Annotated in this window: 22 protein-coding genes and 2 tRNA genes; 12 read left to right on the forward strand and 12 right to left on the reverse strand. The window is 51.2% G+C overall.

What is annotated here, in order from left to right:
• Window position 1: 1 nt before the first annotated feature.
• From PY990_RS05715 to PY990_RS05730, 4 genes are all read right to left on the reverse strand, one after another.
• The gene (locus tag PY990_RS05715) at window positions 2–1051 is read right to left on the reverse strand and encodes a quinone-dependent dihydroorotate dehydrogenase (protein ID WP_275270800.1); all 1050 of its coding nucleotides are present in this window, start codon (window positions 1049–1051) and stop codon (window positions 2–4) included.
• A 68-nt stretch (window positions 1052–1119) separates the two neighbouring features.
• Entirely contained in the window at window positions 1120–1854 is a 735-nt protein-coding gene (locus PY990_RS05720) for an arginyltransferase (protein WP_275270801.1), read from the reverse strand.
• Window positions 1841–2569, reverse strand: a complete 729-nt coding sequence (gene aat, locus PY990_RS05725) for a leucyl/phenylalanyl-tRNA--protein transferase (protein WP_275270802.1) — start codon at window positions 2567–2569, stop codon at window positions 1841–1843. Before aat ends, PY990_RS05720 begins: the two co-directional genes overlap by 14 nt.
• On the reverse strand, window positions 2566–3132 hold the full coding sequence (locus PY990_RS05730) for an NUDIX hydrolase (RefSeq protein ID WP_275270803.1): 567 nt from the start codon (window positions 3130–3132) through the stop codon (window positions 2566–2568). The genes aat and PY990_RS05730 overlap by 4 nt, the downstream gene beginning before the upstream one ends.
• Window positions 3133–3334: 202 nt before the next feature.
• Here PY990_RS05730 and PY990_RS05735 point away from each other — a divergent pair.
• The 6 genes from PY990_RS05735 (at window position 3335) to PY990_RS05760 (ending at window position 9582) form a co-directional block, all read left to right on the forward strand.
• Window positions 3335–3410 (forward strand) — tRNA-Ala (locus PY990_RS05735).
• Window positions 3411–3426: 16 nt separating this feature from the next.
• Window positions 3427–3502 (forward strand) — tRNA-Glu (locus tag PY990_RS05740).
• Between the two features lie 80 nt (window positions 3503–3582).
• A complete protein-coding gene (locus PY990_RS05745; protein WP_275270804.1) occupies window positions 3583–3780 on the forward strand; it encodes a hypothetical protein in 198 nt (65 codons plus the stop codon).
• 170 nt (window positions 3781–3950) lie between these two features.
• Window positions 3951–5030 carry an efflux RND transporter periplasmic adaptor subunit gene (locus PY990_RS05750; RefSeq protein ID WP_275270805.1) on the forward strand — a complete coding sequence of 360 codons (1080 nt, stop codon included), beginning with the start codon at window positions 3951–3953 and terminating at the stop codon, window positions 5028–5030.
• Window positions 5027–8155, forward strand: coding sequence for an efflux RND transporter permease subunit (locus PY990_RS05755; protein ID WP_275270806.1), 3129 nt, complete (start codon window positions 5027–5029; stop codon window positions 8153–8155). The genes PY990_RS05750 and PY990_RS05755 overlap by 4 nt, the downstream gene beginning before the upstream one ends.
• Window positions 8152–9582: an efflux transporter outer membrane subunit gene (locus tag PY990_RS05760; protein WP_275270807.1), complete on the forward strand. Its 1431-nt coding sequence runs from the start codon at window positions 8152–8154 to the stop codon at window positions 9580–9582. The genes PY990_RS05755 and PY990_RS05760 overlap by 4 nt, the downstream gene beginning before the upstream one ends.
• Here PY990_RS05760 and PY990_RS05765 read toward each other — a convergent pair whose 3' ends face one another.
• A complete protein-coding gene (locus tag PY990_RS05765; RefSeq protein WP_275270808.1) occupies window positions 9583–11073 on the reverse strand; it encodes an OmpP1/FadL family transporter in 1491 nt (496 codons plus the stop codon). It lies immediately after the preceding gene.
• Window positions 11074–11350: 277 nt separating this feature from the next.
• Here PY990_RS05765 and PY990_RS05770 point away from each other — a divergent pair, with 277 nt between their 5' ends.
• Window positions 11351–11890 (forward strand): hypothetical protein, encoded by a 540-nt coding sequence (locus tag PY990_RS05770; RefSeq protein WP_275270809.1) that lies wholly within the window; start codon window positions 11351–11353, stop codon window positions 11888–11890.
• Window positions 11891–11937: 47 nt separating this feature from the next.
• On the opposite strand, the gene PY990_RS05775 is transcribed toward PY990_RS05770, so the two are convergent.
• Entirely contained in the window at window positions 11938–12741 is an 804-nt protein-coding gene (locus PY990_RS05775) for a crotonase/enoyl-CoA hydratase family protein (RefSeq protein ID WP_275270810.1), read from the reverse strand.
• Here PY990_RS05775 and PY990_RS05780 point away from each other — a divergent pair.
• Window positions 12740–14071 carry a PcfJ domain-containing protein gene (locus PY990_RS05780; protein WP_275270811.1) on the forward strand — a complete coding sequence of 444 codons (1332 nt, stop codon included), beginning with the start codon at window positions 12740–12742 and terminating at the stop codon, window positions 14069–14071. The genes PY990_RS05775 and PY990_RS05780 overlap by 2 nt on opposite strands.
• A gap of 18 nt (window positions 14072–14089) precedes the next feature.
• On the opposite strand, the gene PY990_RS05785 is transcribed toward PY990_RS05780, so the two are convergent.
• The 4 genes from PY990_RS05785 to yjgA form a co-directional block, all read right to left on the reverse strand.
• Window positions 14090–14344, reverse strand: a complete 255-nt coding sequence (locus tag PY990_RS05785; protein WP_275270812.1) for a DUF3717 domain-containing protein — start codon at window positions 14342–14344, stop codon at window positions 14090–14092.
• 70 nt (window positions 14345–14414) lie between these two features.
• Complete coding sequence (locus tag PY990_RS05790) at window positions 14415–15080, reverse strand: alpha/beta hydrolase (protein WP_275270876.1); 666 nt, start codon at window positions 15078–15080, stop codon at window positions 14415–14417.
• Window positions 15081–15082: 2 nt separating this feature from the next.
• A complete protein-coding gene (mog, locus tag PY990_RS05795) occupies window positions 15083–15688 on the reverse strand; it encodes a molybdopterin adenylyltransferase (RefSeq protein WP_275270813.1) in 606 nt (201 codons plus the stop codon).
• Complete coding sequence (gene yjgA, locus PY990_RS05800) at window positions 15685–16251, reverse strand: ribosome biogenesis factor YjgA (protein WP_275270814.1); 567 nt, start codon at window positions 16249–16251, stop codon at window positions 15685–15687. Before yjgA ends, mog begins: the two co-directional genes overlap by 4 nt.
• Before the next feature lie 27 nt (window positions 16252–16278).
• On the opposite strand from yjgA, the gene pmbA reads away from it, so the two are divergent.
• The 4 genes from pmbA to PY990_RS05820 all read left to right on the forward strand — a co-directional run bounded on the left by pmbA (window position 16279) and on the right by PY990_RS05820 (window position 20781).
• Entirely contained in the window at window positions 16279–17631 is a 1353-nt protein-coding gene (pmbA, locus tag PY990_RS05805; protein ID WP_275270815.1) for a metalloprotease PmbA, read from the forward strand.
• A gap of 21 nt (window positions 17632–17652) precedes the next feature.
• On the forward strand, window positions 17653–18741 hold the full coding sequence (locus PY990_RS05810; protein ID WP_275270816.1) for a TRAP transporter substrate-binding protein: 1089 nt from the start codon (window positions 17653–17655) through the stop codon (window positions 18739–18741).
• A 215-nt stretch (window positions 18742–18956) separates the two neighbouring features.
• Window positions 18957–19625 (forward strand): response regulator transcription factor, encoded by a 669-nt coding sequence (locus tag PY990_RS05815; protein WP_105029158.1) that lies wholly within the window; start codon window positions 18957–18959, stop codon window positions 19623–19625.
• A gap of 10 nt (window positions 19626–19635) precedes the next feature.
• On the forward strand, window positions 19636–20781 hold the full coding sequence (locus PY990_RS05820) for a sensor histidine kinase (RefSeq protein ID WP_275270817.1): 1146 nt from the start codon (window positions 19636–19638) through the stop codon (window positions 20779–20781).
• Between the two features lie 24 nt (window positions 20782–20805).
• On the opposite strand, the gene PY990_RS05825 is transcribed toward PY990_RS05820, so the two are convergent.
• Together PY990_RS05825 and PY990_RS05830 are read right to left on the reverse strand one after the other, a co-directional pair.
• The gene (locus tag PY990_RS05825) at window positions 20806–22254 is read right to left on the reverse strand and encodes a TRAP transporter large permease (protein ID WP_275270818.1); all 1449 of its coding nucleotides are present in this window, start codon (window positions 22252–22254) and stop codon (window positions 20806–20808) included.
• On the reverse strand, window positions 22245–22751 hold the full coding sequence (locus PY990_RS05830) for a TRAP transporter small permease subunit (protein ID WP_275270819.1): 507 nt from the start codon (window positions 22749–22751) through the stop codon (window positions 22245–22247). Before PY990_RS05830 ends, PY990_RS05825 begins: the two co-directional genes overlap by 10 nt.
• Window positions 22752–22759: the final 8 nt, after the last annotated feature.

The following is a 22759-nucleotide window of genomic DNA, read 5'->3' on the forward strand; positions in this document are numbered from 1 at the left end:
TTTATTTTGTTCTCATCTTTAATTTGCAATTTACATGGATGGTGGCAGCGCATTCAGTCACCAATTCAGGGCCTTTGTAAATGAGGCCTGTGTATATTTGAACCAGCTTTGCACCCGCGCGAATTTTCTCTACGGCATGCTCACCGCTGGAAATACCGCCCACGCCAATGATTGGGATGTCGTCGCCCAACTCTGCATACAAACGCTTGATCACGTGGGTCGACTTCTCCAGCACGGGTGCTCCGCTTAGGCCACCTTGCTCATCACCATGGGGAAGGCCAGCCACGCTGGTTTTGTCGATTGTGGTGTTGGTTGCAATAACACCGTCAAAACTGAAATGGGTAAGCCGCTTGGCAATCGCATCAATTTGATCGTCATCCAGATCAGGGGCAATTTTCAAGGCCATGGGTTTGTACAATCCATGTTCATCGGCCAAGGCTTTTTGTTTTTCTTTCAGTGAGCCCAATAAAATATCGAGGCTATCGCCGCCTTGCAGGTCGCGCAGGTTTTTGGTGTTCGGTGAAGAAATATTGACTGTGATGTAGCTCGCGTAGGGATACACCGCTTCCAGCGCGGCCAAGTAATCATCTGCAGCATTTTCAACCGGAGTAAGCGCATTCTTTCCAATATTGATCCCCAATATGCCCGGGTAATTGCTGGCCTTTACATTCTTTATCAACGTGTCCACACCCTCGTTATTAAAGCCCATGCGGTTAATCAATGCATTGGCTTTGGGCAGCCGAAACAGCCTTGGTTGCGGGTTGCCGGGTTGAGGTTTGGGCGTTACCGTACCTACTTCAAGAAAACCAAAACCCATCAGGCCCAATTCGCTGATGTAAGCGGCGTCTTTGTCCAGGCCAGCTGCCAGGCCCACTCGGTTCGGGAAGTCGATACCCATGACCTTTACGGGGTCAGCAACCGCTTTGGGTGAAAAAAACTTGAGCAAACCGAGCTTGCGCAGCATTTGCAGATTGCTGAAAGTAATGTGGTGTGCTTTCTCGGGATCAAGGGAAAACAGGGCAGGGCGAACAAGCGAATAGGGAAGCAGCATGGCGGTTTTCAGACACCGGTAATTTGGATTGAATACCCCGCATTGTAACGGGGAAACTACGGGCTTGATTAGCGGCTTGGTTCAGGCGAGGGCTGCCACACGTTGTCCTGAAGAATTTCTGCCGAGGAAAAGCGTGCCTTGTAAGCCATTTTCTCGCTTTCCTTGATCCAGTAACCCAAATACAGGTAAGGAAGTTCAAGGTCCCGACATTGCTCAATTTGCCAAAGCACGCCATAGACTCCCAGGCCGCTTCGTTCCTCAGGATCGAAGAAGGTATACACCGAGGACAGCCCATCGGTAAGGATGTCAATGATGGACACCATCACCAATTTACCGTCAGGGTTTCGGAATTCAACCAAACGGGAATTGACCCGGGTTTGCAGCAAAAATTGGGAATACTGTTCACGGCTGTCTTCATCCATCCCGCCACCGTGATGGCGGGCCGACTGGTATTTCAAGTACAAAGCGTAGTGTTCAGAATTAAAGTGAAGGCGTTGTACGCTGGGTTTCAGGCTTGCAAAAGTCTTTACAGTGCGCCGCTGGCTTCGATTGGTGTGAAACTGGGATACTTTCAAGCGAAGGGGCTTGCATGAATTACAACCGTCGCAATGGGGCTTGTAGGTGAACAAGCCGCTGCGACGAAAACCCATGCGAACCAACTCGCTGTATACATCGGCGTTGATTAAGTGGCTTGGGGTTGCCACCTGCGACCTGGCCAGACGATTGTCCAGATAGCTGCAGGGGTAGGGTGCAGTCGAATAAAACTGCAAGGTAGAGAAGGGCAGTTCCTTAGGTCTGGTCATACGTCCATTTAAGTTCGCGGGGTTCCCAATTCAAGGTGGGCTGCACAATGGAATTCGCCATTTCAGTCTCAAACACCTTTCTGCTTACCGTGCGGGCACCCATTGACATCAAATGCCCGGTAGCCTGCTGGCAATCAATTATGTGCACATTCTGAGATTTTAGCCAATACACAAAATGAGCGAAGGCCACTTTGGAAGCATCGGTTTGCGTTGCGAACATGCTTTCACCGTACACCATTTTACCCAAGGCCACGCAATACAGGCCGCCGATGAGCTGGTTGCCTTGCCAGTGTTCAATCGAGTGGGCCAAACCGCGTTGGTGAAGCGTTGTGTAGGCCGAAATTACTTCTTCGGTGATCCAGGTGCCGTCCTGACCTGGTCTGGGCGCCGCGCAGGCACGCATCACTCTCTCAAAGGCGGTATTCAGGCGAATGGCGCTTCCCGGGGTGCCGTGCATTTTGCGAATCGCCTTGGCCAGCGAGCGGTGTAGCTTGAATTCAGTGGTATACAACACTGCGCGTGGGGAGGTGCTCCACCAAAGCACAGGTTCACCTTGGGAATACCAGGGAAATATGCCGCGTGCATAACTCGCTTCAAGCCAGTCCGCATTGATTTCCATGCTGGCTGCAAGAAGGCCTGGTGGGTATTCAAGCGCTAGTGCAGTGCTGGGGAATTCGCCAGGAGAGTCCAGCCAGGGTATGGTGGTTTTTGTCATCCGGCCTTGAATTGAGAATCAGTCCAGTCCGTGTGATCGAAAACATCGCCCGTATGCAGGGTGTACCGTCCCGCTTTTCGGTCTGCAAAAAACAGGGTCAGTGTTTTTGACACAGTTTTAAAAGCCAGTTCATCCCAAGGAATTTCTTCTTCGGAAAACAGTTTCACATCCAGGCTTTCTTCACCCGCACAGAAGGTGGGGGTGGGCATCTCGGCGCGGAAAAAAATATGAACCTGTTCAGCGCGAATTACATCGAACATGGTGAACAGAGGGCCCAATGTGATTTGAGCGCCGGCTTCTTCCAGTGTCTCGCGGGCGGCACCTTGGTGCGTGGTTTCGTTCAGTTCCATGAAGCCTGCGGGCAGGGTCCAAAAACCGTGGCGGGGTTCAATGGCTCGTTTGCAAAGCAAAACCTTGCCCTGATAGGTTGGAATGGTGCCAACTACAATCTTTGGGTTTACGTAATGAATTGCGCCACATCCTGGGCAACAACTTCGTTCTCGGTTATCGCCGGCAGGAATGCGAAGTTCAAGCGGGGTGCCACATGTGCTGCAGTATTTCATTTGTTGTTTGCTTCTATTTTTTTGAAAAAATCACTTGCAGTGTAACCGACAAATATGTGTATAATTCGGGCTGCTCAAATTGCTGAGGCAATGCAGGCAGAAGGCAAAAAGAATTAAAAGTTTTGCATTAAAGTTTCAACAAATCGTATTAAATACAGTTGACAACTTAAGCGGAATAATTAATAATCTCGGTCTTCGCTTCGGGGGTATAGCTCAGCTGGGAGAGCGCTTGCATGGCATGCAAGAGGTCAGCGGTTCGATCCCGCTTACCTCCACCAAAGCACACGGTTTTAGGTCCCCATCGTCTAGAGGCCTAGGACACCGCCCTTTCACGGCGGTAACACCGGTTCGAATCCGGTTGGGGATGCCAAATTTGGCACAAAACGCTTCTCACCCAAAGGGTCAGAAGCGTTTTTTATTTACGACTGCGAGGTGACCATGGGTCCGATCTTGAATAAAGCAGTTTTCTTCGCACTGGCGGCAGTTGTTTTGCCAGTCATTCAAGGTTGCGCAGTAGTAAGCGCCACAGCGGGCGCTGCCATTTCAATTACCGGGGCCGTTGTGTCAACAGGCATCAAAGTCACGGGCGCTGTTGTTGAAGCTGGTATTGATGCGGTCAGCGATGACGACCAAGAACTTGAAGAGTAAAGCCTCCTCTAAAGCTTGCTTACCAATTCATCTTGATTGTGTCCCAACTTTCTTAACCTACACCCCAACCACTGGGGGATATCAGAACTTATTCACTGCACTTTGGTCTCGTTGAAGGTACTTTCATACGTGATAACCTTTCTCGTCGCATTCGCAGTGGAGCCTTTGGCTTGATCAAACGTCTGGTTTATTTTCTTGTTCTCGTTCTCCTCTTGGGGGCTGCCTACTCTGTTTCTCAAACACTGCTGGGAAATTCGTCTGCCACCGCGTCCAATCAGGGCACCAAAGGCGCAGCGCCCAAGGTCTTGGTTGAGGTTGTAAAGCTTGAGTCCACCGCAAGTTCGTTTGGTGCCATTGCAACCGGCTGGGCCGACAAATCTGCAGAAGTCTTTGCCATCGTGGATGAGAAAGTCACTCAGGTTTTGTTCAAGCCACAACAAAAGGTAAAAAAGGGCGAGTTACTGGTTCAACAAGACGATCGAGAAGAACAGCTGGCTCTTAGGCTTGCGGAAGTGCAACTGAAGAACACAAAAAGCTTGCTGGACAGATACAAACAAGCTGTGGGTAAGGGGGCAGTGCCACAAACCCAAGTTGATTCAGCTCAAGCCGATTACGAGGCTGCGCAAGTGGCTGTTGATCAGGCCAAACTCGCCATCTCCAACCACCAAATTCGTGCTCCATTTGCGGGTGTTGTGGGCATTACAGACATTGATCCCGGCCAGCGAATTGGCCCTGGCGTAATGATCACCGGTGTTGATTCCCGTGAAATCATCTATGTGGACTTTGAGGTGCCCGAGACCTTGGTTGGTCAATTGGACGCTGCCAACATGGATCAAATCGAGGTGGCGGTTACCACGCCATCTGTACCTGGCCAGGAATTCAAGGCGCGTGTGGTTGCCTTGGACAGTCGTTTGAATGCTGAAAAGCGATCGCTGCGAGTTCGGGCAAATATCAGCAATCCCGATGACTTATTGCGCCCGGGCATGTCGTTCGCAGTGCAAATGGCAGTGAAGGGGCAAATGTTGGCTTCCGTGCCTGAAATAGCTTTGCAATGGGATCGAGAAGGCTCTTATGTCTGGATGATTCGAGACGGAAAAGCTTACCGTGAGAACGTGCGCGTGGCCGACCGGCGGCAGGGCCGCGTGTTTCTCGATGGCAAGATCAAAGAGGGCGAATCTGTGGTGGTTGAAGGTGGTTTGCGGCTTGCAGAAGGCGTAGTTGTCGAACAGGTTGAGGATCCCTTGCAATGAGTCGCGCCACCGACGGTTTAACCGCACTGGGTTTGAAAAGACCCGTGTTGATTGTGGTGCTCAATTTGCTGATTATGTTGGCTGGCATTGTCAGCATGTTCGGTATTGAAGTTCGAGAACTTCCGGACATTGACAGGCCTGTCGTGCTTGTGCGCGCGGTTTATCAAGGTGCTTCGCCCACCACTATGGATGCGGAAGTAACATCCAAAGTGGAAGGTGCCGTGGCCAGAGTCTCTGGCGTCTTGCGCATTCAAAGTTCAAGTGAGGAAAACAATATGCGCGTGCGCATGGAGTTTTCTCCGGACATTGATGTAAACACTGCTGCCAACGATGTGCGGGAGGCTATAAGCCGAATTACCAATCAACTGCCTGAGAACCTTGACCAGCTTTTGGTGATCAAGGCCGATGACGATGCACGGCCTGTGGTTCAGCTTGCTGTGTACAGCAATACCTTGGCTATGCAGGATCTGGCCGAACGGGTTGAGCGAGATTTGGTTCCAGCATTTGTCTCAATTGATGGAGTTGCAGATGTTCCCTTGAACGGGAATCAACCCCGCGTACTGCGAGTGCTTCTAGACCCGGCCAAATTGGCCCGGTACGGCATGGTAGCCACTGACGTACTAACCAGCCTTGAAACCATGAATCTCGATGTACCGGCAGGCAGTTACCTGTCGGGCAAGCAAGAATTGCTGGTGCGTGCAAATGCCTCCACCATCGACACTGAAGCAATTAATTCTATTTTGATAAAAAATGGCGTACGGGTTCGCGATGTGGCCGAGGTGTACTACGGCCCCATGTCGGCTGAGTCGTATTCTTTGCTGAATGGCCGGGCTGTGGTCGGCATGGGAGTATTGCGGCAGGCCGGTGGGAACACCATCGCCATTGCCGGCGATGTGAAAAAGCGCATGGCTGAGATTAATGCGCAGTCCAAAGACTTGCAAGTGATCATGATTTCCGACGACTCGGTATTTATCAAAGGTGCCTTGCAAGAAGTATTGATGTCCCTGGTGTTCGCGGTGGTCGTCGTGTTGATCGTGATTGCCCTGTTTCTGGGGCAATGGAAGGCAGTGCTGATTCCTGCGGTAACCATGCCAGTGTCACTCGTGGGTACTCTGGCCGCAATTTGGTTGGCCGGTTTTTCGGTCAACATGTTGACATTGCTTGCTTTGGTGCTGGCAACAGGATTGATTGTCGACGATGCGATTGTGGTGCTTGAAAATATTCAACGCCGCAAAAAACTAGGTGAAAGCATTACCGTGGCCTCGGTATTGGGCACGCAGCAGGTTTTCTTTGCTGTCATCGCCACCACCGCTTCTTTGGTAGCGGTGTTTTTGCCCATCGCTTTTTTGCCGGGTGAAACAGGGCGCCTGTTTCGGGAGTTCGGCATGGTCTTGTCCATGTCTGTGATTATCAGTACTTTTGTTGCCTTGAGTTTGTGCCCCATGTTGGCCGTTAAATTGTTGAAAGACGATGTACCCGCAACAGGTCAAACCGCTCGAATCATGGGCCCACTCCAGGGTTTTGGTGATCGAATAGCCAATGCCTACTTTCGCACTTTGGATACTTTCTTGAAACATCGTCTGGTGTTTTTGCTGGTGTTTCTGGGTATTGCCATTGCGGGTGGCCTGACATTCACTTTGTTGAATCAGGAGTTGGTGCCCCCGGAAGACAGGGGGCGACTTGTGGTGGATTTCACCGGGCCCGACGGTGCTTCTCTTGAATACAGTGGCAGGCAGGGGCAAATCGCCGAGAACATCATGAGGCCCTATCAAGAGCAGGGACTGATCACGGACATGTTCACGATTGTGGGTCGATACGACAAAAACCGTGTGGCCATTCAAGCCAATCTGGCAGACTGGAGCCAGCGCGACACCACTCAGCAGGAACTCGCGGCCAAATTGAGCAAGGAGTTGTCCAGTATTCCTGGTGCTCAAGTGCGTTTTCAAAATGAAAGCAGCTTGAACATTCGCGGTGGCGGCGGTGGTTTGCAAATTGCTTTGCTGGGCGACGACTACGATGTTTTGGCCAACAATGCAGATTCGCTGGCGGATGCCTTGATCAAGCAGATTGATGCGGTTCAGGATGTACGCGTTCAGTATGACACCTCCCAGCCTGAACTTGGATTTGAAATCGATCGCGAGAAAGCCAGTGATTTGCAGGTGCCTGTGAGCCGCATTACCCAAACTTTGCAAATCATGGCTGATGAATATCAACTGCTTGATCTAAGCGTTGGTGATCAGGCCGTGCCAGTGATGCTGGGCTCCAGCAATGGCAGCCTGAACTCACCATTTGACTTGCTGAACATATACACCAGTAGCGACACCGGGCAACTGGTACCCCTTGCTTCAATGATCAAGGTACAAGAAAGGGGTGTGGCTGCAGAACTTGACCGCCATGCACAGCGCAGGGCAGTTGAACTGAACATAGGCATACCGCCAGGTACCGATCTTGGCACCACCATGCAACAAATACGCGCTGTTGCAGATAGCACTTTGCCATCTTCGGCCACATTGATTTTTCTGGGTGAAGCAGCAACGCTGGAAGAAACGTCCAACGAAATGTTGATCACTTTTGCCGTGGCGTTGATTGTGGTGTTTCTGGTGTTGGCGGCGCAGTTTGAAAGTGTTGGCAGTGCGTTGGTGGTGATGTTTACTGTTCCGTTTGGTTTGGCTGCAGCAGTGTTTGCCCTGTTGATTACCAACCAGTCGCTCAATTTGTTCAGTCAAATTGGCTTGGTGTTGCTGATTGGCTTGATGACCAAGAATGCGATTTTGCTGGTTGAACTGATGGATCAGCTTCGCGATGAAGGGTACAGCATTGAATCGGCCATTCGGGAAGGTGCACGTATGCGACTTCGTCCGATTGCGATGACGGTGCTTTCTACCTTGTTGGGTGTGTTGCCCCTGGTGTTGACTTCAGGCCCAGGTGCAGAGGCACGGGAGGCGATTGCCTGGGTGGTGTTGGGCGGTTTGGGATTGTCTACCCTGTTTACCTTATACCTGGCACCCATGGGCTACAGCTTTATTGCGCCTTACATGAAGCCAAGGGCGCATGCCGCGGAGTTGCTGGACAAGGAGATTGAAGAATACGAGGCCAGTGTGAAAAAGGGTGAGGTGAAGGCATGAAGCGCATTGCCTGGATGATTGGTCTGGTATTGCCACTGGCTTTGTTGTCGGGATGTGCTGTTACTGCGCCTGATCTGCCCAAATCTTCGACGAAACCACCTGAAAAATTTGTAGCGCAAAATATTCTTCAGAATCTAAGCAGCGTGAAAGACGCTGGCGTGGCAGGTGTGCGTTGGTGGGAGGGTTTTAACGACTCTGTTTTGAATGAGCTGGTGAGCACGAGCATACAAAACAATTTCCAAATCGCTTCGGCTGCAGCGCGTGTCAAGGAAGCCCGCGCGCTGCTACAACTCAGTGAGGCTGGTGATTCCTTGTTGGTTGAACTGGATGCCGAGGTCAGTGGCCAAAAATCAGATCGAAACAACAACACCCCCAACAATTCGGGTAGCAACAATGCACGGGATGAACGCAGTGCTTTGTTGGGTTTGGGTTTTATGTTGCCAATTGATTTGGCTGGTCGGGTTGAGCAGGAAGTTCGAGCAGCGGCAGCCAATTTGATGGCTGAGCAGGCTGGTTTGCGCGCGCAAATTATTGAAACCAGCACAGCCGTGGCCCAAGAGTATTTGAGTTTGCGTGGCAATCAAAAACAATTGGCTATGTTGCGTGAATCTGTTGAGTTGCAGGAAAAAACGCTGGCCATTGTTCAAGCTCGATTTGAAAGTGGTTTGTCACCCGAGCTGGACGTTCGGCGAGCTGAAACTTCAGTCGAAAATCTGCGAGCGAGTATTGCCCCATTGCAACAGGCACTGCAAGACTCCCGTCACCGTTTGGCGACCCTGAGTGGTCAATTTCCGGGGGCTTACGAGCAATTGCTCAGGCCTGAAGGCGATTTGCCAGAGTACGGCTTGGGCATTCCGGCGAGCGTGCCTTTTCAGGTAGTACAAGCACGCCCGGATGTTCAATTGGCGCAGGCCCGGTTTGCACAGGCGGCCGCTGATGTGGGTGTGGCACAAGCTGATTTCTACCCCAGTATCGAATTGATGGCCAACATACAAATTGGCAGTACCGCGATCAATTCAAACCCCGCGACCAGCATATTGATCGGTGCTTTGGCCGCTTTGTTGAATCAAGTGATATACGACGGTGGCGCACGCGACGCTCGATTGAATGCAGCCATGGCCAGAGCCGAGGGTGCCCTGGCCGAGTACGAGCAGGTGCTGAGAGTGGTTACCCAAGAGGTTGAAAATTCCTTAACTGCAATTGACTCCTCAGCATCACGCCAAACTGCGCTCGGCAAGGCAGTTGTATCGAGTAAACGGAGCTTTGAGCAGGCAGATGCCCTGTACCAGTTGGGCTTGGTGAGTTTTCTGGATGTGGTGGATGCACAGCGCGTGTATGCCAACGCCGAACAGGCCTTGGCCACGGAACAAACCAATTACGCCACCTTGATTGCTGGCTTGTTCCGTGCACTTGGTGTGCAGTCGTAATTAAAACCGTTCGGTGAAGCCAATCCCGAAGAAGTGGGTGTCCAGTTGCACATTGCCCTGAAAGTCGCCACCGCGTACTTCGGCGGGTGTAATCCCAGTGTTGTTACCAACAGGTGCGGGGTCTGTGTCCAGTTTTTGGTAGGCAAAGTGAATGCTGGTGTCACGGCTTAAATCGAACTGACCACCAAAAGCAAAATACTGTCGATCACTGTCTGGCAAAATCGTGATTCGGGTGGCATCGTCAATCACGCTGTTTTCAATCGCATAGCCCGCTCGCAACGTCAGCCTTTTGTACAGCTTGTAATTCAAGCCAACTCTATACGACTCTGCTGCTACAAAATTTTGCGGGATGTTTTCCAGCGTTCGACCATTGCTTTCACGTACAAAATTCAAGGTGGTTACCGAGAAATCCTGGCGCGTGTAGGTGGCCATCAAATCCAGTTTGGGTGTGGCGTGGTGAAACACGGAGAGGCGCAGCTCATCGGGCAGCGATATTTCCTGCTTGATGATTTGTTCTGGTGCCAAATCCCCGGCTGCCTGCGGACCGTTTACACCCAAGGCACCAAACGCCAAGTTGTTGATCAGGCTGTCGCTATTCAGAAAAGCGCGAAATGCGGCTTGCTCGGGTGAGTCATCAAGCTTGAACTTGCCACGGTTGCCCGTGAATTCGGTTTTCGGTCGATAAGAAATACCCACGCGCGTGTTTTCGGTGGGCTCCCACAGGCCACCCAGCTGTGCGTTGAATGCCCAGCCAAACATGCGCAAACCCGCGTTGCTTTCACCGGGAATCGGTGGGGCTCCAATAAGTGCGCCTGCAGGCCCTTCAAGAAGTGCAGCAGAACCCGGGGCCAAGGCTTCCACAGCTTCGCGGTAATTCAGCTTCAACTTGATGGACTGAAAATAACGCTCATAAGAACCGTTCAAACCCCAAGACAAAGTCGGGCTTAACTTGTAACCAAAGCCAAGGTTCAGGCGGGTCACTTTGAAGTCAATATCGCGGCCTTGATTGCGTCCCGGGAAATTTTCATCGTAATGAATCACCAGGCCATGAGAGGCAGAAGCGCCAAAGCCCATCACGAGTTTTTCGTTGATTGGAATCGCAATAAACAGGTTGGGTGCAAGCGCGCCAGCGTCATAGCCGTCTTTGCGACTGAACACCTGACCATTTTGGCCCTGTGGCGCACCGGAGTCTGCACCATCGTTGTTTTGTGTGGAGGTGTAATCGGTACCAATCGTGACTACGGCAGCGCCTTGGGTCAATTCAGCGCGTTTAAACCGGGTCAGGGCGGCCGGGTTGGCGAACAAAACCGATGCATCACCAGCCTCGGCAGCTTGCCCTGCCGACGCATTTCCCATGGCACTGATGCTTGTGGCGTCAAATGCAGTACCGCCAGCATGGGCGGAAGTGCAGTAGACCACGCTCAACAACAGGGCAGTGGTCACACGGTTCAATGGAAAAAAAGAATCCATTCTTCGGGCAGAAGAATTCATGGGTATTGTCTCCGGTATTGTGGTCAATGCACTTGCGAGGGGTGGTCGCTCGAAGTAGTGACTTTTATGTAGTCATTTCAGTGTATCACCAAAGCGAAAAAATGTTACTTTCAAGTATTGAAGTAGATTGGTCACTCTAAAAGCCGGCTTTGAGCTTGATTCCTGGCACTAAACGTGTCGCCCACCCGCAATGGGGTTAGTCCAATCTTGCAATTCAGTAAAACTCAAGGTGACCGTTAATTGAAGTAAGTAAAATTCTGTATTGAAGGGGTGTGTCATGGCGCGTATTGGCTCAAAACAGCTTGCTTTGATGGCACTCGCTTTGACGACTGGGTGTTTTTACCTGGGGGGCATAAATGCCGCTGAGCCACTTGCCCTGAAGGTGAGCGGTAAACTGGGAAACCATGGAATTGCACCTTTCCACTTGCCTGATCAAGAAAAGCTTTCACCAAGCCTGTTGGGCAAAGTCAATTTGTTCCGGGGTGTCGTGGTAGACGAGGGCGCAGTTGCTCAAACCAGGCTGAGTTCATCGAAAGCTGGCTTGATCCTTTCTGAAACAAAGCCTGAATCTTCAATCAAGGCAATTTACGGCGGTTTGCAAGTTTCGCTGCAAGAAAATTTGAGTCTTGTTTACACCCCTGGCCGCCTGTCCAGCGCAACGCTGAACAGCGAAAGTCAGGGGCTGTATTTGCTTACCAATCGCGGTGGTTTGGCCAATTGGTTTTTTGGTGTTCAGTCCAATTCTTACTCCACTGCCGCTGACTCACGCCGTGTTTCGAATTCTGCACAGTTTGGCGTCATCGTCGGCTTGAATTAATCTGTTTGAATGAAAAGTTTTAACTTCCATTCGCTCTGAATACCCGATTACTGCACAGTCTCGCCATGGCGACCCGAACCTTCCTTAAATGCGGTTGCGCCTTCGACAGTTTCACCTGAAGTGAGGGTATTCAAGCCAAACTCAAATTCTTCCTCAAGCGCCTCACGTTCACCAAAACCCCACTGGGTCAATACGCTTTGTCTGTCGTTGCGCATGCAGGTTTGTGGGTGTTTGCACAATAGACCTGCCAGCTCGATAGCACCCTCCAGGGCTGTGCGTTCTTCTTCCAGCCGGTTGGCCAAACCCCATGAAAAGGCTTCCACAGCGTTGACAGGGCGACCGGTCAAGATCATGTCCATTGCCCGGCTTTGACCAATCAGGCGTGGCAAGCGCACTGTTCCGCCATCGATCAATGGCACACCAAAGCGTCGACAAAATACACCAAACACTGCTGTGCTGTCTGCAACTCGCATGTCGCACCAGGCAGCCAACTCCAGGCCGCCCGCCACGCAGTAGCCAGATACCGCGGCAATCACTGGCTTACTCAACTCCATTCGGCTTATGCCCATGGGGCCTGCACCATGTCGTTCCATTCGGTTTACACGGCTGGGGTCACCCGATGCAACAGCTTTCAAGTCTGCGCCAGCACAAAAGTTACCGCCTTCACCAGTCAAAATGGCAACGCGAGCTGTTGCATCCGTTTCAAATGATTGAAATGCTTTTTCAAGCTGGTCGGCGGTGTAACGATCGACACAGTTGCGAGCCTCGGGTCGATTGATTGAAATTCTCCAGATCTCGCCTTGCTGTAAGATCTTGATGTCGACGGGTTCTTCTGCTTTGTTGTCCATCATGCGCCCTTTGTTAGATTTTGAATTGAACACAGCCTCCAGCATACCGCGAGTTAAGTCGCCGCGGCTGCCTGCGCGTTTGGTGAGCACTCGAACCGGACTTTATTTTGAATGGGGCATGAAGGCCCGTGCAAAACTTGCTGAATCCTGCCGTATTGTTTTGTCGGATGAAGCGGCCTGGAATTTGAAAGCGGATTTGATGCGTTCTGTGTGGCGAGCCCCACCAAGCATGCAGCTTCCTGACAGCTTGCTTGACACACAGCTTGATTTTCCCATTGAAGCAGCCAGCCTGAACGACATTCAGCGGGCCTGGACCATTGCGATTCGCCGACGATATGGTGGTCATGTTCTTAAACTGGCACTGCGAGTGGTGCCCAAATACACCACCTTGCTTGATTTAAGCCAAGTGGCAGCGTTTAAAACAGTGCTTCAGGACAGGCTTGGCGAGAATCTTTCTTTGGCGCCTTTACTGGCCCAAGACCGCGGCATGTGGCGCAATTTGCCCAATTGGCAGATGGTCAAGAACCGCATGTTGGCGCAAGGCATGAGCCAACAAACCTGGCGGTGGTTAACACGTCAAAAAACCGCTTACATTGCCCGAATTAACTGGGGGCAATTGAGTCACTTGAGCTGGGTGAACTTTCATGCCGCCTTGGACCGAAAAATTCCGATTTCGTGGGTCGACAAGCAAACGGCAGCTTTGCTGGGTTTCGGGGGACTAAGCACCTGGCTCAGGCGCAATCACGAGAATTTGAATACGGTGGCGGCCTTGAATATTTTGCGGGGAACCCGCCTGGCGCTGGAGCGCCGTGAAAGCAACTTGAAGCTTGAACACAGAAGAGAGTTGGAGTTAGAGGAGTTTCCCTTAATTGCAGACTGGTTGCTTGGCAGTGCGGCCAGCGCGACCAAACGCCCCGTGATTATTTCCAGAAACTGGACCTATGACACTTTAATGGCCCGGCAGGCACATTGGCATTTGGTCGAGCTTGATTTGGACTTGGGGCGTCAGAATGTATTTTGGCCAGAGATTCTTGGCATGGGCAATTTGGGTGACAACATTGAGTTTATCGAATTGAACTCGTTGAATGCTTTGCTGAGCGAAGCCAAAAAAATGCACCATTGTGTGCCGTCTTACATTGATCGTTGCATGGCAGGCGATATTTGCATTTTTCATTTGCAGATTAAAGGACACACCCCACAGCGTGGCACAGTGGAATTGCGACGTGTGGGCGCCAAAGCCTGGCAAATCAGTCAGTTGAAAGGGCCATGCAATGCACCGGTTTCAAGCCAGTTGTGGAGCGCGGCTCACTTGTTGTTAAGTCGTGCGAATTAAGCTGAAGTTTAATTGGATTCAAGCTGCCTGATTGTGCCGACCCGCGTGGGCTTCTTCGGCTTCACGTAACGCTTTCCTGGCTTTGGCAGAAAACTCCGCGATCGAAATTTCGTGAATTTGAAAAATGATCATTCGGGCATACAACTCGGCCAAACAAGATGCTTGGGGGCACAGTGTCATGGTGTCCCGGGATGAAGGATATTTCGAGCGCCAATAATTGATGGCACGTTCAAGTTCAATAATCGAAATTGGCGGTTGCGCTTGCGCTGGCATAATTACACCTGCTTGGTTATTCCTGAATTCAAGTATAAACCAAAAAGCTGTTTTTATATACAGTGAAATTTCAGAGAACGCGCTTTAAGAAATTGGCAATTTCAACCACCTCTTCACCGCAAACTGAATGGGCCATGGGGTAGGTGTGCCACTGAACATCAACTCCTTTATCTTGCAACAACTTGACTGCCTTTTCACCACGCTCCATGAGCACGATGTTGTCCTGCTCGCCGTGAGCCGCCAGCAATGGAATACCGAGATTGATCGGGTTTAATTCAGCATCCAGCGTGTTTTCGCAAGGCAGGTAAGTAGACAAGGCAATCAAGCCTGCCAGTTTGTGGCGTGTACGCAAACCAAGCTGGTAAGTAATTGCACCACCTTGTGAAAAGCCGGCCAGCACAATTTGTTCGGGCTTGAAACCCAATGCAATCTGGTCTTCAATCAATTGTTCAATGGTGGCCTGGCTTTGTCGTATTCCACCCTCATCTTCCTGACGTTGCAAATCAACATTTTTAATGTCGTACCAAGCGCGCATCACATAACCGCCATTGATACTGACCGGAATTTTAGGCGCATGAGGAAACACAAAGCGGGTGTTGGGCAAACCCATTTGCTCAAGCTCTTTGACAATGGGTACAAAGTCGTAGCCATCCGCGCCCAAGCCATGCAACCAAACTACACAGCCCGTGGGTTGTGGACCGGTTTCAACAACAACGCATTCAATCTTTGAGTTCACGCTCACGATGCACTTCCTTCAGTGGACTTTCGAAGGGCAGATTTTGGACGAAATGCCTTGATCACTGCCTCATTGGTTTCCATATACGGGCCGCCAATCAAATCGATGCAATAAGGCACGGCGGCAAAGATACCTTTCACAAGGCTATTGCCTTCCGTGTCTTTCAAACCTTCCAGGGTTTCTGCGATGGCTTTGGGTTGGCCAGGCAAATTCAAAATCAGGCTTTCACCACGAATTACAGCCACCTGACGAGACAATATCGCAGTTGGTACAAAATGCAGGCTGATTTGCCGCATTTGCTCGCCAAAACCCGGCATCTCCTTGTGAGCCACAGCCAGGGTTGCTTCAGGTGTTACATCACGCTTGGCGGGGCCTGTACCACCCGTGGTGCAAATCAAATTGCACTCGTGTTCATCGGCCAGTTTCTTCAAGGCGTTTTCAATCTCGGCCTGTTCATCTGGAATCAACACCTCAACAAACTCAATCGGGTTCAGCAACGCGTTTTGAAGCCAGGCTTTAAGGCTCGGAATGCCTTGATCCTGATAAACACCTGCGGAGGCACGATCGCTCACCGACACCAAGCCAATTTTTACGACATCAAAACTCATGACTCGCCTCCGTCCGCATCTTGCTCGGCTTTCTCTTCGATCAAACGGTAAATAATCTGAAACAACTGTCGAAAATTTCGGGGAGCTTTTTTGGCGGCACGTTCCTGCACTGCCTGCCTGATGATCGGGTTCAGGTTTTCCCGCGCGGCGGCGGGGTAGCTTTCAATGAACGTCGCCAACAGACCAGGCTCTTCAATCAGGCGGTCGCGCCACTGTTCCGCCGCATGCAGGTGGAGCACCTTCAGTTTTTGCTCAACGGTCTCGCCATTCACCCAGGCTTGCACCTCCTCGTGCTCTTCGTCACGCATCAGTTTGCCAATAAACTGCATTTGCCGCTTTTTAGCGCCAAATGATTTGCACTTGTGAAATTCTGCGATCTCGATAAGCAGGCGCTCACCAATCGGTGCCCGCTTGACTTTGTCATAGGGCATTTCGCACAAGGTTTTGCCCAAATCTTGCAGGGCCAGCATGTCTCGCTTCACCGAGGACTTGCTGGGGCGATCATATTCTTCAAACTCGCCCTGTTTGTCGTTTTCTGGTTCCATGGGCTGTATATTAGCCATTTTTGGCAGCACTTTTCGCAGGGCAATATGGGCTTTAGCTTTAAATCCGAGACATTTCAGGAATTAACCGAATACGCATTGAAAAAAGCCAAATCACTGGGAGCGACCGATTGCGCGGTCGATATCAGCGAAGCGGTTGGCCAGTCGGTCAGCGTGCGCATGGGTGAAATCGAAACCATTGAACACACACGTGACAAAAGCTTTGGCGTCAGCGTGTTTAAAGGCAAGAAAAGGGGCAATGCCTCTTCGTCTGATTTCTCGCTGGAAGCAATTGACTCTGCAATTCGAGCAGCGCTGGACATTGCGAAGTACACGGCTGCGGATAAATTCGCAGGCCTGCCCGATGAGGAAAACATCTCCAGACGGCACCGTGATCTTGATTTGTATCATCCGTGGAATTTAAGTACCGCCAAAGCAGTCGAGAAAGCCTTGGCCATGGAACAGGCGGCGTTTGATGTCAGCAAGCAGATTCGAAATTCTGACGGTGCCAATGTGTCCACCGAATCAGGGCATTTTTATGCAGCCAACAGCAAGGGCTTCAAAGGTGGCTATCCATATTCGCGTCACTCATTGTCTGTTTCGCCGATTGCGCAAGCCAAGAAGTCCAAAGACAGCCCAATGCAGCGCGATTTCTGGTATTCCTCGGAACGCAAGGCCAAAGACCTGGCCAAGCCCGCAAAAATTGGCGCCTATGCTGCGCAACGAGCCTTGGCTCGCTTGGGTTCTAAACCAATTACCACCCGCAATTGCCCTGTAATTTTTGAAGCTCCCATCGCGGCAAGCTTGGTAAGCCATTATGTGGGTGCGGTGTCGGGCTCCTCCCTGTATCGCAAAACCAGTTTCTTGTTGAATTCATTGGGCAAACCCGTTTGGGCCCCGCACATCACCATCAAGGAAGACCCGTTCATTGAAGGTGCGCACGGCAGTTCACCTTTCGATGAAGAAGGAGTAAAGGTAAAGGCCCGTACAGTGGTGAAAAAGGGCGTGTGCAACGGCTACTTTCTTTCGAGTTACTCGGCTCGAAAATTGGGCATGGAAACCACCGGCAACGCGGGTGGCACGCACAACCTTATCCTCAGCTCGACCAAAACAGTCATGGGCGGCCTTGATGCGCTGCTCAAAACCATGGGTACGGGCTTGTTAGTTACCGAGATGATGGGGCAGGGTGTGAATGGTGTGACTGGCGATTATTCGCGTGGTGCCTTTGGCTATTGGGTGGAAAACGGCATCATTGTTCACCCGGTTGAGGAAATTACAATCGCAGGTAACTTGAAAGACATGTTGGCCAATATTGTGGCCGTGGGCGACGATGCGTATTGGCGCGGCAGTAAACATGTGGGCAGTATTTTGATCGAATCCATGACCGTTGCAGGGAATTAAAGCAAACAAGGAGACCAAGCAATGGAACGTCGTTCCTTTCTCAAAAAAGCGGGTTTGGGAGCAGCCGCCACCGCAACAGCGGCTTCAGGAACAGCCGCATTCGCCGCCGATGGCCCCAGTGTGCGCTGGCGCCTCACCTCCAGTTTCCCCAAAAGCCTGGATGCGCTTTGGGGCGCAGCACCTCAGTTGGCCAAGCGCGTGTCTGAATTGACCGGTGGCAAGTTTGATATTCGCCCCTTTGCGGCTGGCGAAATTGTGCCTGGCCTGCAGGTGCTGGATGCAGTGCAGCGTGGCACGGTGGAATGTGGGCACACTGCGAGTTACTACTATGTGGGGAAAGATGCGACTTTTGCTTTTGAGACAGGTATGCCTTTTGGTTTAACGGCTCGCCAGCAAAACGCTTGGATTTACCATGGCGGTGGCCTGCAAATGACCCGAGAGTTTTTGAAGGACTACAACATCATCAATTTTCCTGGCGGTAACACGGGTACCCAAATGGGCGGCTGGTGGCGCAGGGAGGTCAAAAACCTGAATGATCTGAAAGGTTTAAAAGTTCGAATTCCGGGCTTTGGCGGGAAGATCATGGCAGCCTTGGGCGCCGTGCCACAAACCATAGCCGGTGGCGATATTTACCCTGCATTGGAAAAGGGCACCATTGATGCAGCCGAATGGGTTGGGCCATATGACGATGAAAAACTGGGTTTTCAAAAAGTGGCCAAGTTTTATTATTACCCTGGGTTTTGGGAGCCGGGCCCATCATTGAGTTTCTATATCAATTTGGACGCCTGGAGCAAACTGCCCAAGAGTTATCAGGCTGCACTGGAAGTAGCTGCGGCCGAGGTGAATATCACCATGACGGCGGAATACGATGCCAAAAACCCGGCTGCATTGAATAGATTGATTCAATCGGGTGCGCAACTTCGAATTTATCCCCGCGATATTCTGGATGCCGCCTACAAGGAAGCCGAAAAGCTTTACGCCGACGAATCCAAAAACAATCCAAAATTCAAGAAAATATTCACATCGTGGAATCGTTTCCGCAACGACCAGAACAACTGGTTCCGAGTTGCTGAAAATTCCATGGCCTCATACATACCCAGATCGAAGTAAGTTTTTGACCTACGCAAGAGGGGTCAGATATAAAGAGCGGCTGACTGGCCGCTCTTTTTCGTTTAATGGAACCAAAAGCCTGGCACAAGTCACCCAACGCAGTGTCGCCCCTATCGGGGTTGTTCGCACTTCTTTTGGCTGTCGTAATGAATGGCAAGGGCACTATTCACTTCTGAACGACGGCTTCTGACACTTGACTTGTATGGGACAAATTTATGTCGACTCCTAATCAACTACGCGTATTTATTATTGATGATCACCCAATCATTGCCATGGCTTTGCGCGACATCATGAATTCGCGCTATACCGACCTTGAGGTCAAGCTGTTCAGTCGCATCGGGCCCGCGCTTGAGCACAGCCGTTTCGAGCAACCAGACCTTGTACTGCTTGATTTGGGCTTGCCTGATATGGCGCCAGAAAAAGTGCTGGAAACCGCGCTGGAAACTTTTGATTACAGCCGCACGCTGGTCATTTCTGGCAATGAAGAGATTTTGGGTGACATGGCCGATGAATACCCTGAAACGGAATTTGTATCCAAAGGCATTACCCAAGATCGCGTGCTCAGTGTGTTGGACAGTATGGTTTTGCGTTTGCGCCGCAACAACTGGACCGATCAAATCAGTCAAAAAACGCAAGCCGCAAGCGGGTTCACGATTGGTCAGCGAATGGCCCGAATCACTGAGCGGCAAGTGTCTGTGTTGTACCGAATTGCCAAAGGCGAGTCCAATCATGAAATTGCTCAGAATTTGGGCCTGTCTCCTGAAACGGTGAAAACCCACGTTCGAAGCATTCTGGCCCGCCTGAATGCCCGAAATCGCCTGGAGGCCGCAATGCTTTACCGAGCTTGGCAGGAACAAAAAACCGATGAGGTTTATTCCGATTAAGCTGCACTTCATGAGACAAATCAACCGGCTTAGTGCATGGGTACAGCAACACTACGATGCATGCTTGCTGGCATCCCTGTGTTTGTTGCCTTTGTCTTTTCAATTGATGGGCCTGGACACTGGGGCTCAATCCCAGTTGGCTTATATTGCCTTCATCAGCGGGTGCCTGCTCAATGCCAAAGTGTCCTGCAGGCGTGCCTTTCGGGTGCCGCCCACAGAGAAACTCTGGTTTCTGGTTTTTGCTTCAGCTTTCGGTGGCTGGGTGTTGTCGCTGAACTGGCAGCACCTCAGCTTTGCGGTGTTGTGCTGGGTTTCACCGTTTACGCTGCTGGCAGTTTTATTGGAAAGGCAGCACCGGTACAGCATTGCAAAACAACGGATTCAAAACCGGCGAACCCAGCAAGCCCGGTGGCGAAATTCAAAACACAGTGTGCTCAGCGAATGGAAAGACAGGTTGCGCTGGCTGGCTGGTGTTCAGCATGACATGCGTCAGCCCTTGCATGCACTGGGTTTGTTGGTGGGTCACCCCTCGCTGGATACTTTCCATCAACATGCCGCGTCCAATCAGGTTATTCGTCAAATGACCAGTTGCCAAAGGTGGCTTCACGACTTGGCTGAAAACATGCTCGAGGCCACCCGGCTTGAACTAGGTGAGCAACGCGAGAAAAGAATTGAGAGTGTTTCAAGCACCGAGCTTTGCAAGTCGCTCGAGGGCTGGATGGGACAGTTGGCTGAAACCAAAGGGCTGACTTTCCATGTCGATGTGGAGGAGTTCCTGATTCACACGGATGCCCGCCGATTGAAACGGGTTATGGGAAATTTGGTGTTCAACGCGGTAGAACATACGCTTGAGGGTGGTGTGGCATTCTCCTATCGACGCCATGGTGGAATTCACCGGTTTACCGTCAAAGATTCAGGCCCAGGCCTGCAGGAGGACATATTGCAGCACAAGGCGGCAAGGTACTCAACCTTTGGCAGCGACCTTCCTAAAACAGGCATAGGTTTGTATGTGGTCAAGCGCCTTTGCCAGGAAATGGAATGGAATTTGTCGATGTGCAATGTCAAGGAAGGGGGCACGGTGTTTGTGCTTGAACTTGCCGATCGAATTTCAAACAAGGCTGAAGTTGTGACCTTGAACTCGAAAAAAACGGGTTAAGCCGATTGCCAATGACCTGGGCAGCTATTCGCTGAAGCTTGGAACAAAAGGTTGTTGCTCGGCCGGGTCGTTCCCACCCCCGTAATTCTGCGTGGGCAGGTCCAGTTGCAATGGGCTGTCTTGGTACTTCACCTTTTCTTCCTGGATCACCAGCTGTGGAAAGGCAAAAATAAGCACCACCATCAACAATTGCAAGGCAATGAACGGCAGGGAGCCCTTGTAAATTTCAATCGTTTTTACCACCTTGGGTGTGACCGATTTCAGGTAGAACAGCGAGAAGCCAAACGGCGGGGTCAGGAAAGAGGTTTGCATGTTCATGGCGATCATGACGCCGAACCACACCAGGTCAATGCCCAGTTTGTCAGCCACTGGTACAAGCAATGGAATTACGATAAATGCAATTTCAAAGAAATCAAGGAAACAACCCAACACAAAAATCAGGATTTGCACAGCGATCAAGAATCCAAGTTCGCCACCTGGCAAATCACCCATCAGTTGTTCCACCCACAGATCGCCTTCAACCGCCCTGAAAGTAAGACCAAACACGGTAGACCCAATCAAAATAAACAACACAAAGCAGGAAAGTTTGGTCGTGGAATCGATTGATTGTTTCAGCAAATCCAGATTCAACCGTTTCTTGGATGCCGCGATCAGCAAAGCACCAACAGCACCCATGGCGCCGCCCTCGGTGGGCGTGGCAATGCCCAGAAAAATGGTGCCCAACACTAGAAATACCAAGGCCAAAGGAGGCATTAGCACAAACACCACAGCTTTCAATATTCGCGCGCCCGAATTGCTTTGACCGATGTAGCAGGCCTCTGGGGGCAAAGCAGGCAGGGCGTTCTTTTGAACGCGTGTAATTACAAACACATAAGCGATGTAAAGAAGCACCAGTAACAAGGCAGGAATTAGCGCACCTTGGTACATGGCCCCCACTGAAACCCCCAGTTGATCGGCCATGACAATTAAAACCAGCGACGGTGGAATAATTTGGGCCAGTGTTCCCGAAGCGGCAATAACGCCAGTAGACACCGATTGACTGTAGCCATATTTCAACATGATGGGCAAAGAAATAAGCCCCATGGATATGACCGAAGCCGCCACTACGCCAGTGGTGGCGGCCAACAAAGCGCCTACCAATATCACTGCATAGGCCAAACCGCCGCGCACCCGGCCAAACAATTGGCCGATGGTTTCCAGCAGGTCTTCGGCCATGCCACTGCGTTCAAGTACCAAGCCCATGAAGGTGAAGAATGGAATAGCGAGCAGGGTTTCATTGCTCATGATTCCGAATATCCGGTCGGGCAGCGCTTGCAGCAAAGCCACGTTCATTAACCCTTGCTCAATCGCGATGTAGCCAAACAGTAGCCCGTTTGCAGCCAGGGCGAATGCGACAGGAAAGCCGCTGACCATGAACAGCAGCAGGACTGCGAACATGAGGGGCGCCAACCATTCAACCGGAATTATTGGCATGGTGTGGGGTGTCCCTTGATTACGGCGATTTTTTTGATGATTTCGGAACAAACTTGCAAGCCAAGTAAGGCGAATCCCAAAACGATTAATGCCTTGGCTGGCCAGCGGATCAAACCACCTGGGTCGGCAGAGTATTCATTGATTCGAAATGACTCATAGGCGAATTCCCAGCCTGACACAAGAACAAAACCGATTAGAGGCAAGGTAAACAGCACATGCCCCAGAATGTCGATCCAGGCGCGCGTTGACTCAGAAAACCGGTTTGAAAGCACGTCGATGCGTACATGTGCATTTTGTTGCAGGGTGTAAGCGGCGCCCAATAAAAACACAGCGCCAAACAAATACCACTGAATTTCAAGCAAGCCATTGCTGCTGGTGTCAAAAAATTTTCGCACTACAGCGTTGTAGGCCGACACCAGCGTAGTGATTAAAATTAACCAACCCACGGCAAGCCCCAGCCTGGTGTTCAGGTCGTCAATGCCGCGTGAGATGGCCAACAATCCCT

The organism is Limnobacter olei, assembly GCF_029087225.1.
GTDB lineage: Bacteria > Pseudomonadota > Gammaproteobacteria > Burkholderiales > Burkholderiaceae_B > Limnobacter > Limnobacter olei.

What these genes read in the sequence shown, in the direction of transcription:
- PY990_RS05715 (WP_275270800.1), bottom strand. Translation starts at nt 1,051, where the DNA reads ATGCTGCTTCCCTATTCGCTTGTTCGCCCTGCCCTGTTTTCCCTTGAT.
- PY990_RS05720 (WP_275270801.1), bottom strand. Translation starts at nt 1,854, where the DNA reads ATGACCAGACCTAAGGAACTGCCCTTCTCTACCTTGCAGTTTTATTCG.
- aat (WP_275270802.1), bottom strand. Translation starts at nt 2,569, where the DNA reads ATGACAAAAACCACCATACCCTGGCTGGACTCTCCTGGCGAATTCCCC.
- PY990_RS05730 (WP_275270803.1), bottom strand. Translation starts at nt 3,132, where the DNA reads ATGAAATACTGCAGCACATGTGGCACCCCGCTTGAACTTCGCATTCCT.
- PY990_RS05755 (WP_275270806.1), top strand. Translation starts at nt 5,027, where the DNA reads ATGAGTCGCGCCACCGACGGTTTAACCGCACTGGGTTTGAAAAGACCC.
- PY990_RS05760 (WP_275270807.1), top strand. Translation starts at nt 8,152, where the DNA reads ATGAAGCGCATTGCCTGGATGATTGGTCTGGTATTGCCACTGGCTTTG.
- PY990_RS05765 (WP_275270808.1), bottom strand. Translation starts at nt 11,073, where the DNA reads ATGAATTCTTCTGCCCGAAGAATGGATTCTTTTTTTCCATTGAACCGT.
- PY990_RS05770 (WP_275270809.1), top strand. Translation starts at nt 11,351, where the DNA reads ATGGCGCGTATTGGCTCAAAACAGCTTGCTTTGATGGCACTCGCTTTG.
- PY990_RS05780 (WP_275270811.1), top strand. Translation starts at nt 12,740, where the DNA reads ATGCGCCCTTTGTTAGATTTTGAATTGAACACAGCCTCCAGCATACCG.
- PY990_RS05775 (WP_275270810.1), bottom strand. Translation starts at nt 12,741, where the DNA reads ATGATGGACAACAAAGCAGAAGAACCCGTCGACATCAAGATCTTACAG.
- PY990_RS05785 (WP_275270812.1), bottom strand. Translation starts at nt 14,344, where the DNA reads ATGCCAGCGCAAGCGCAACCGCCAATTTCGATTATTGAACTTGAACGT.
- mog (WP_275270813.1), bottom strand. Translation starts at nt 15,688, where the DNA reads ATGAGTTTTGATGTCGTAAAAATTGGCTTGGTGTCGGTGAGCGATCGT.
- yjgA (WP_275270814.1), bottom strand. Translation starts at nt 16,251, where the DNA reads ATGGCTAATATACAGCCCATGGAACCAGAAAACGACAAACAGGGCGAG.
- pmbA (WP_275270815.1), top strand. Translation starts at nt 16,279, where the DNA reads ATGGGCTTTAGCTTTAAATCCGAGACATTTCAGGAATTAACCGAATAC.
- PY990_RS05810 (WP_275270816.1), top strand. Translation starts at nt 17,653, where the DNA reads ATGGAACGTCGTTCCTTTCTCAAAAAAGCGGGTTTGGGAGCAGCCGCC.
- PY990_RS05815 (WP_105029158.1), top strand. Translation starts at nt 18,957, where the DNA reads ATGTCGACTCCTAATCAACTACGCGTATTTATTATTGATGATCACCCA.
- PY990_RS05820 (WP_275270817.1), top strand. Translation starts at nt 19,636, where the DNA reads ATGAGACAAATCAACCGGCTTAGTGCATGGGTACAGCAACACTACGAT.
- PY990_RS05825 (WP_275270818.1), bottom strand. Translation starts at nt 22,254, where the DNA reads ATGCCAATAATTCCGGTTGAATGGTTGGCGCCCCTCATGTTCGCAGTC.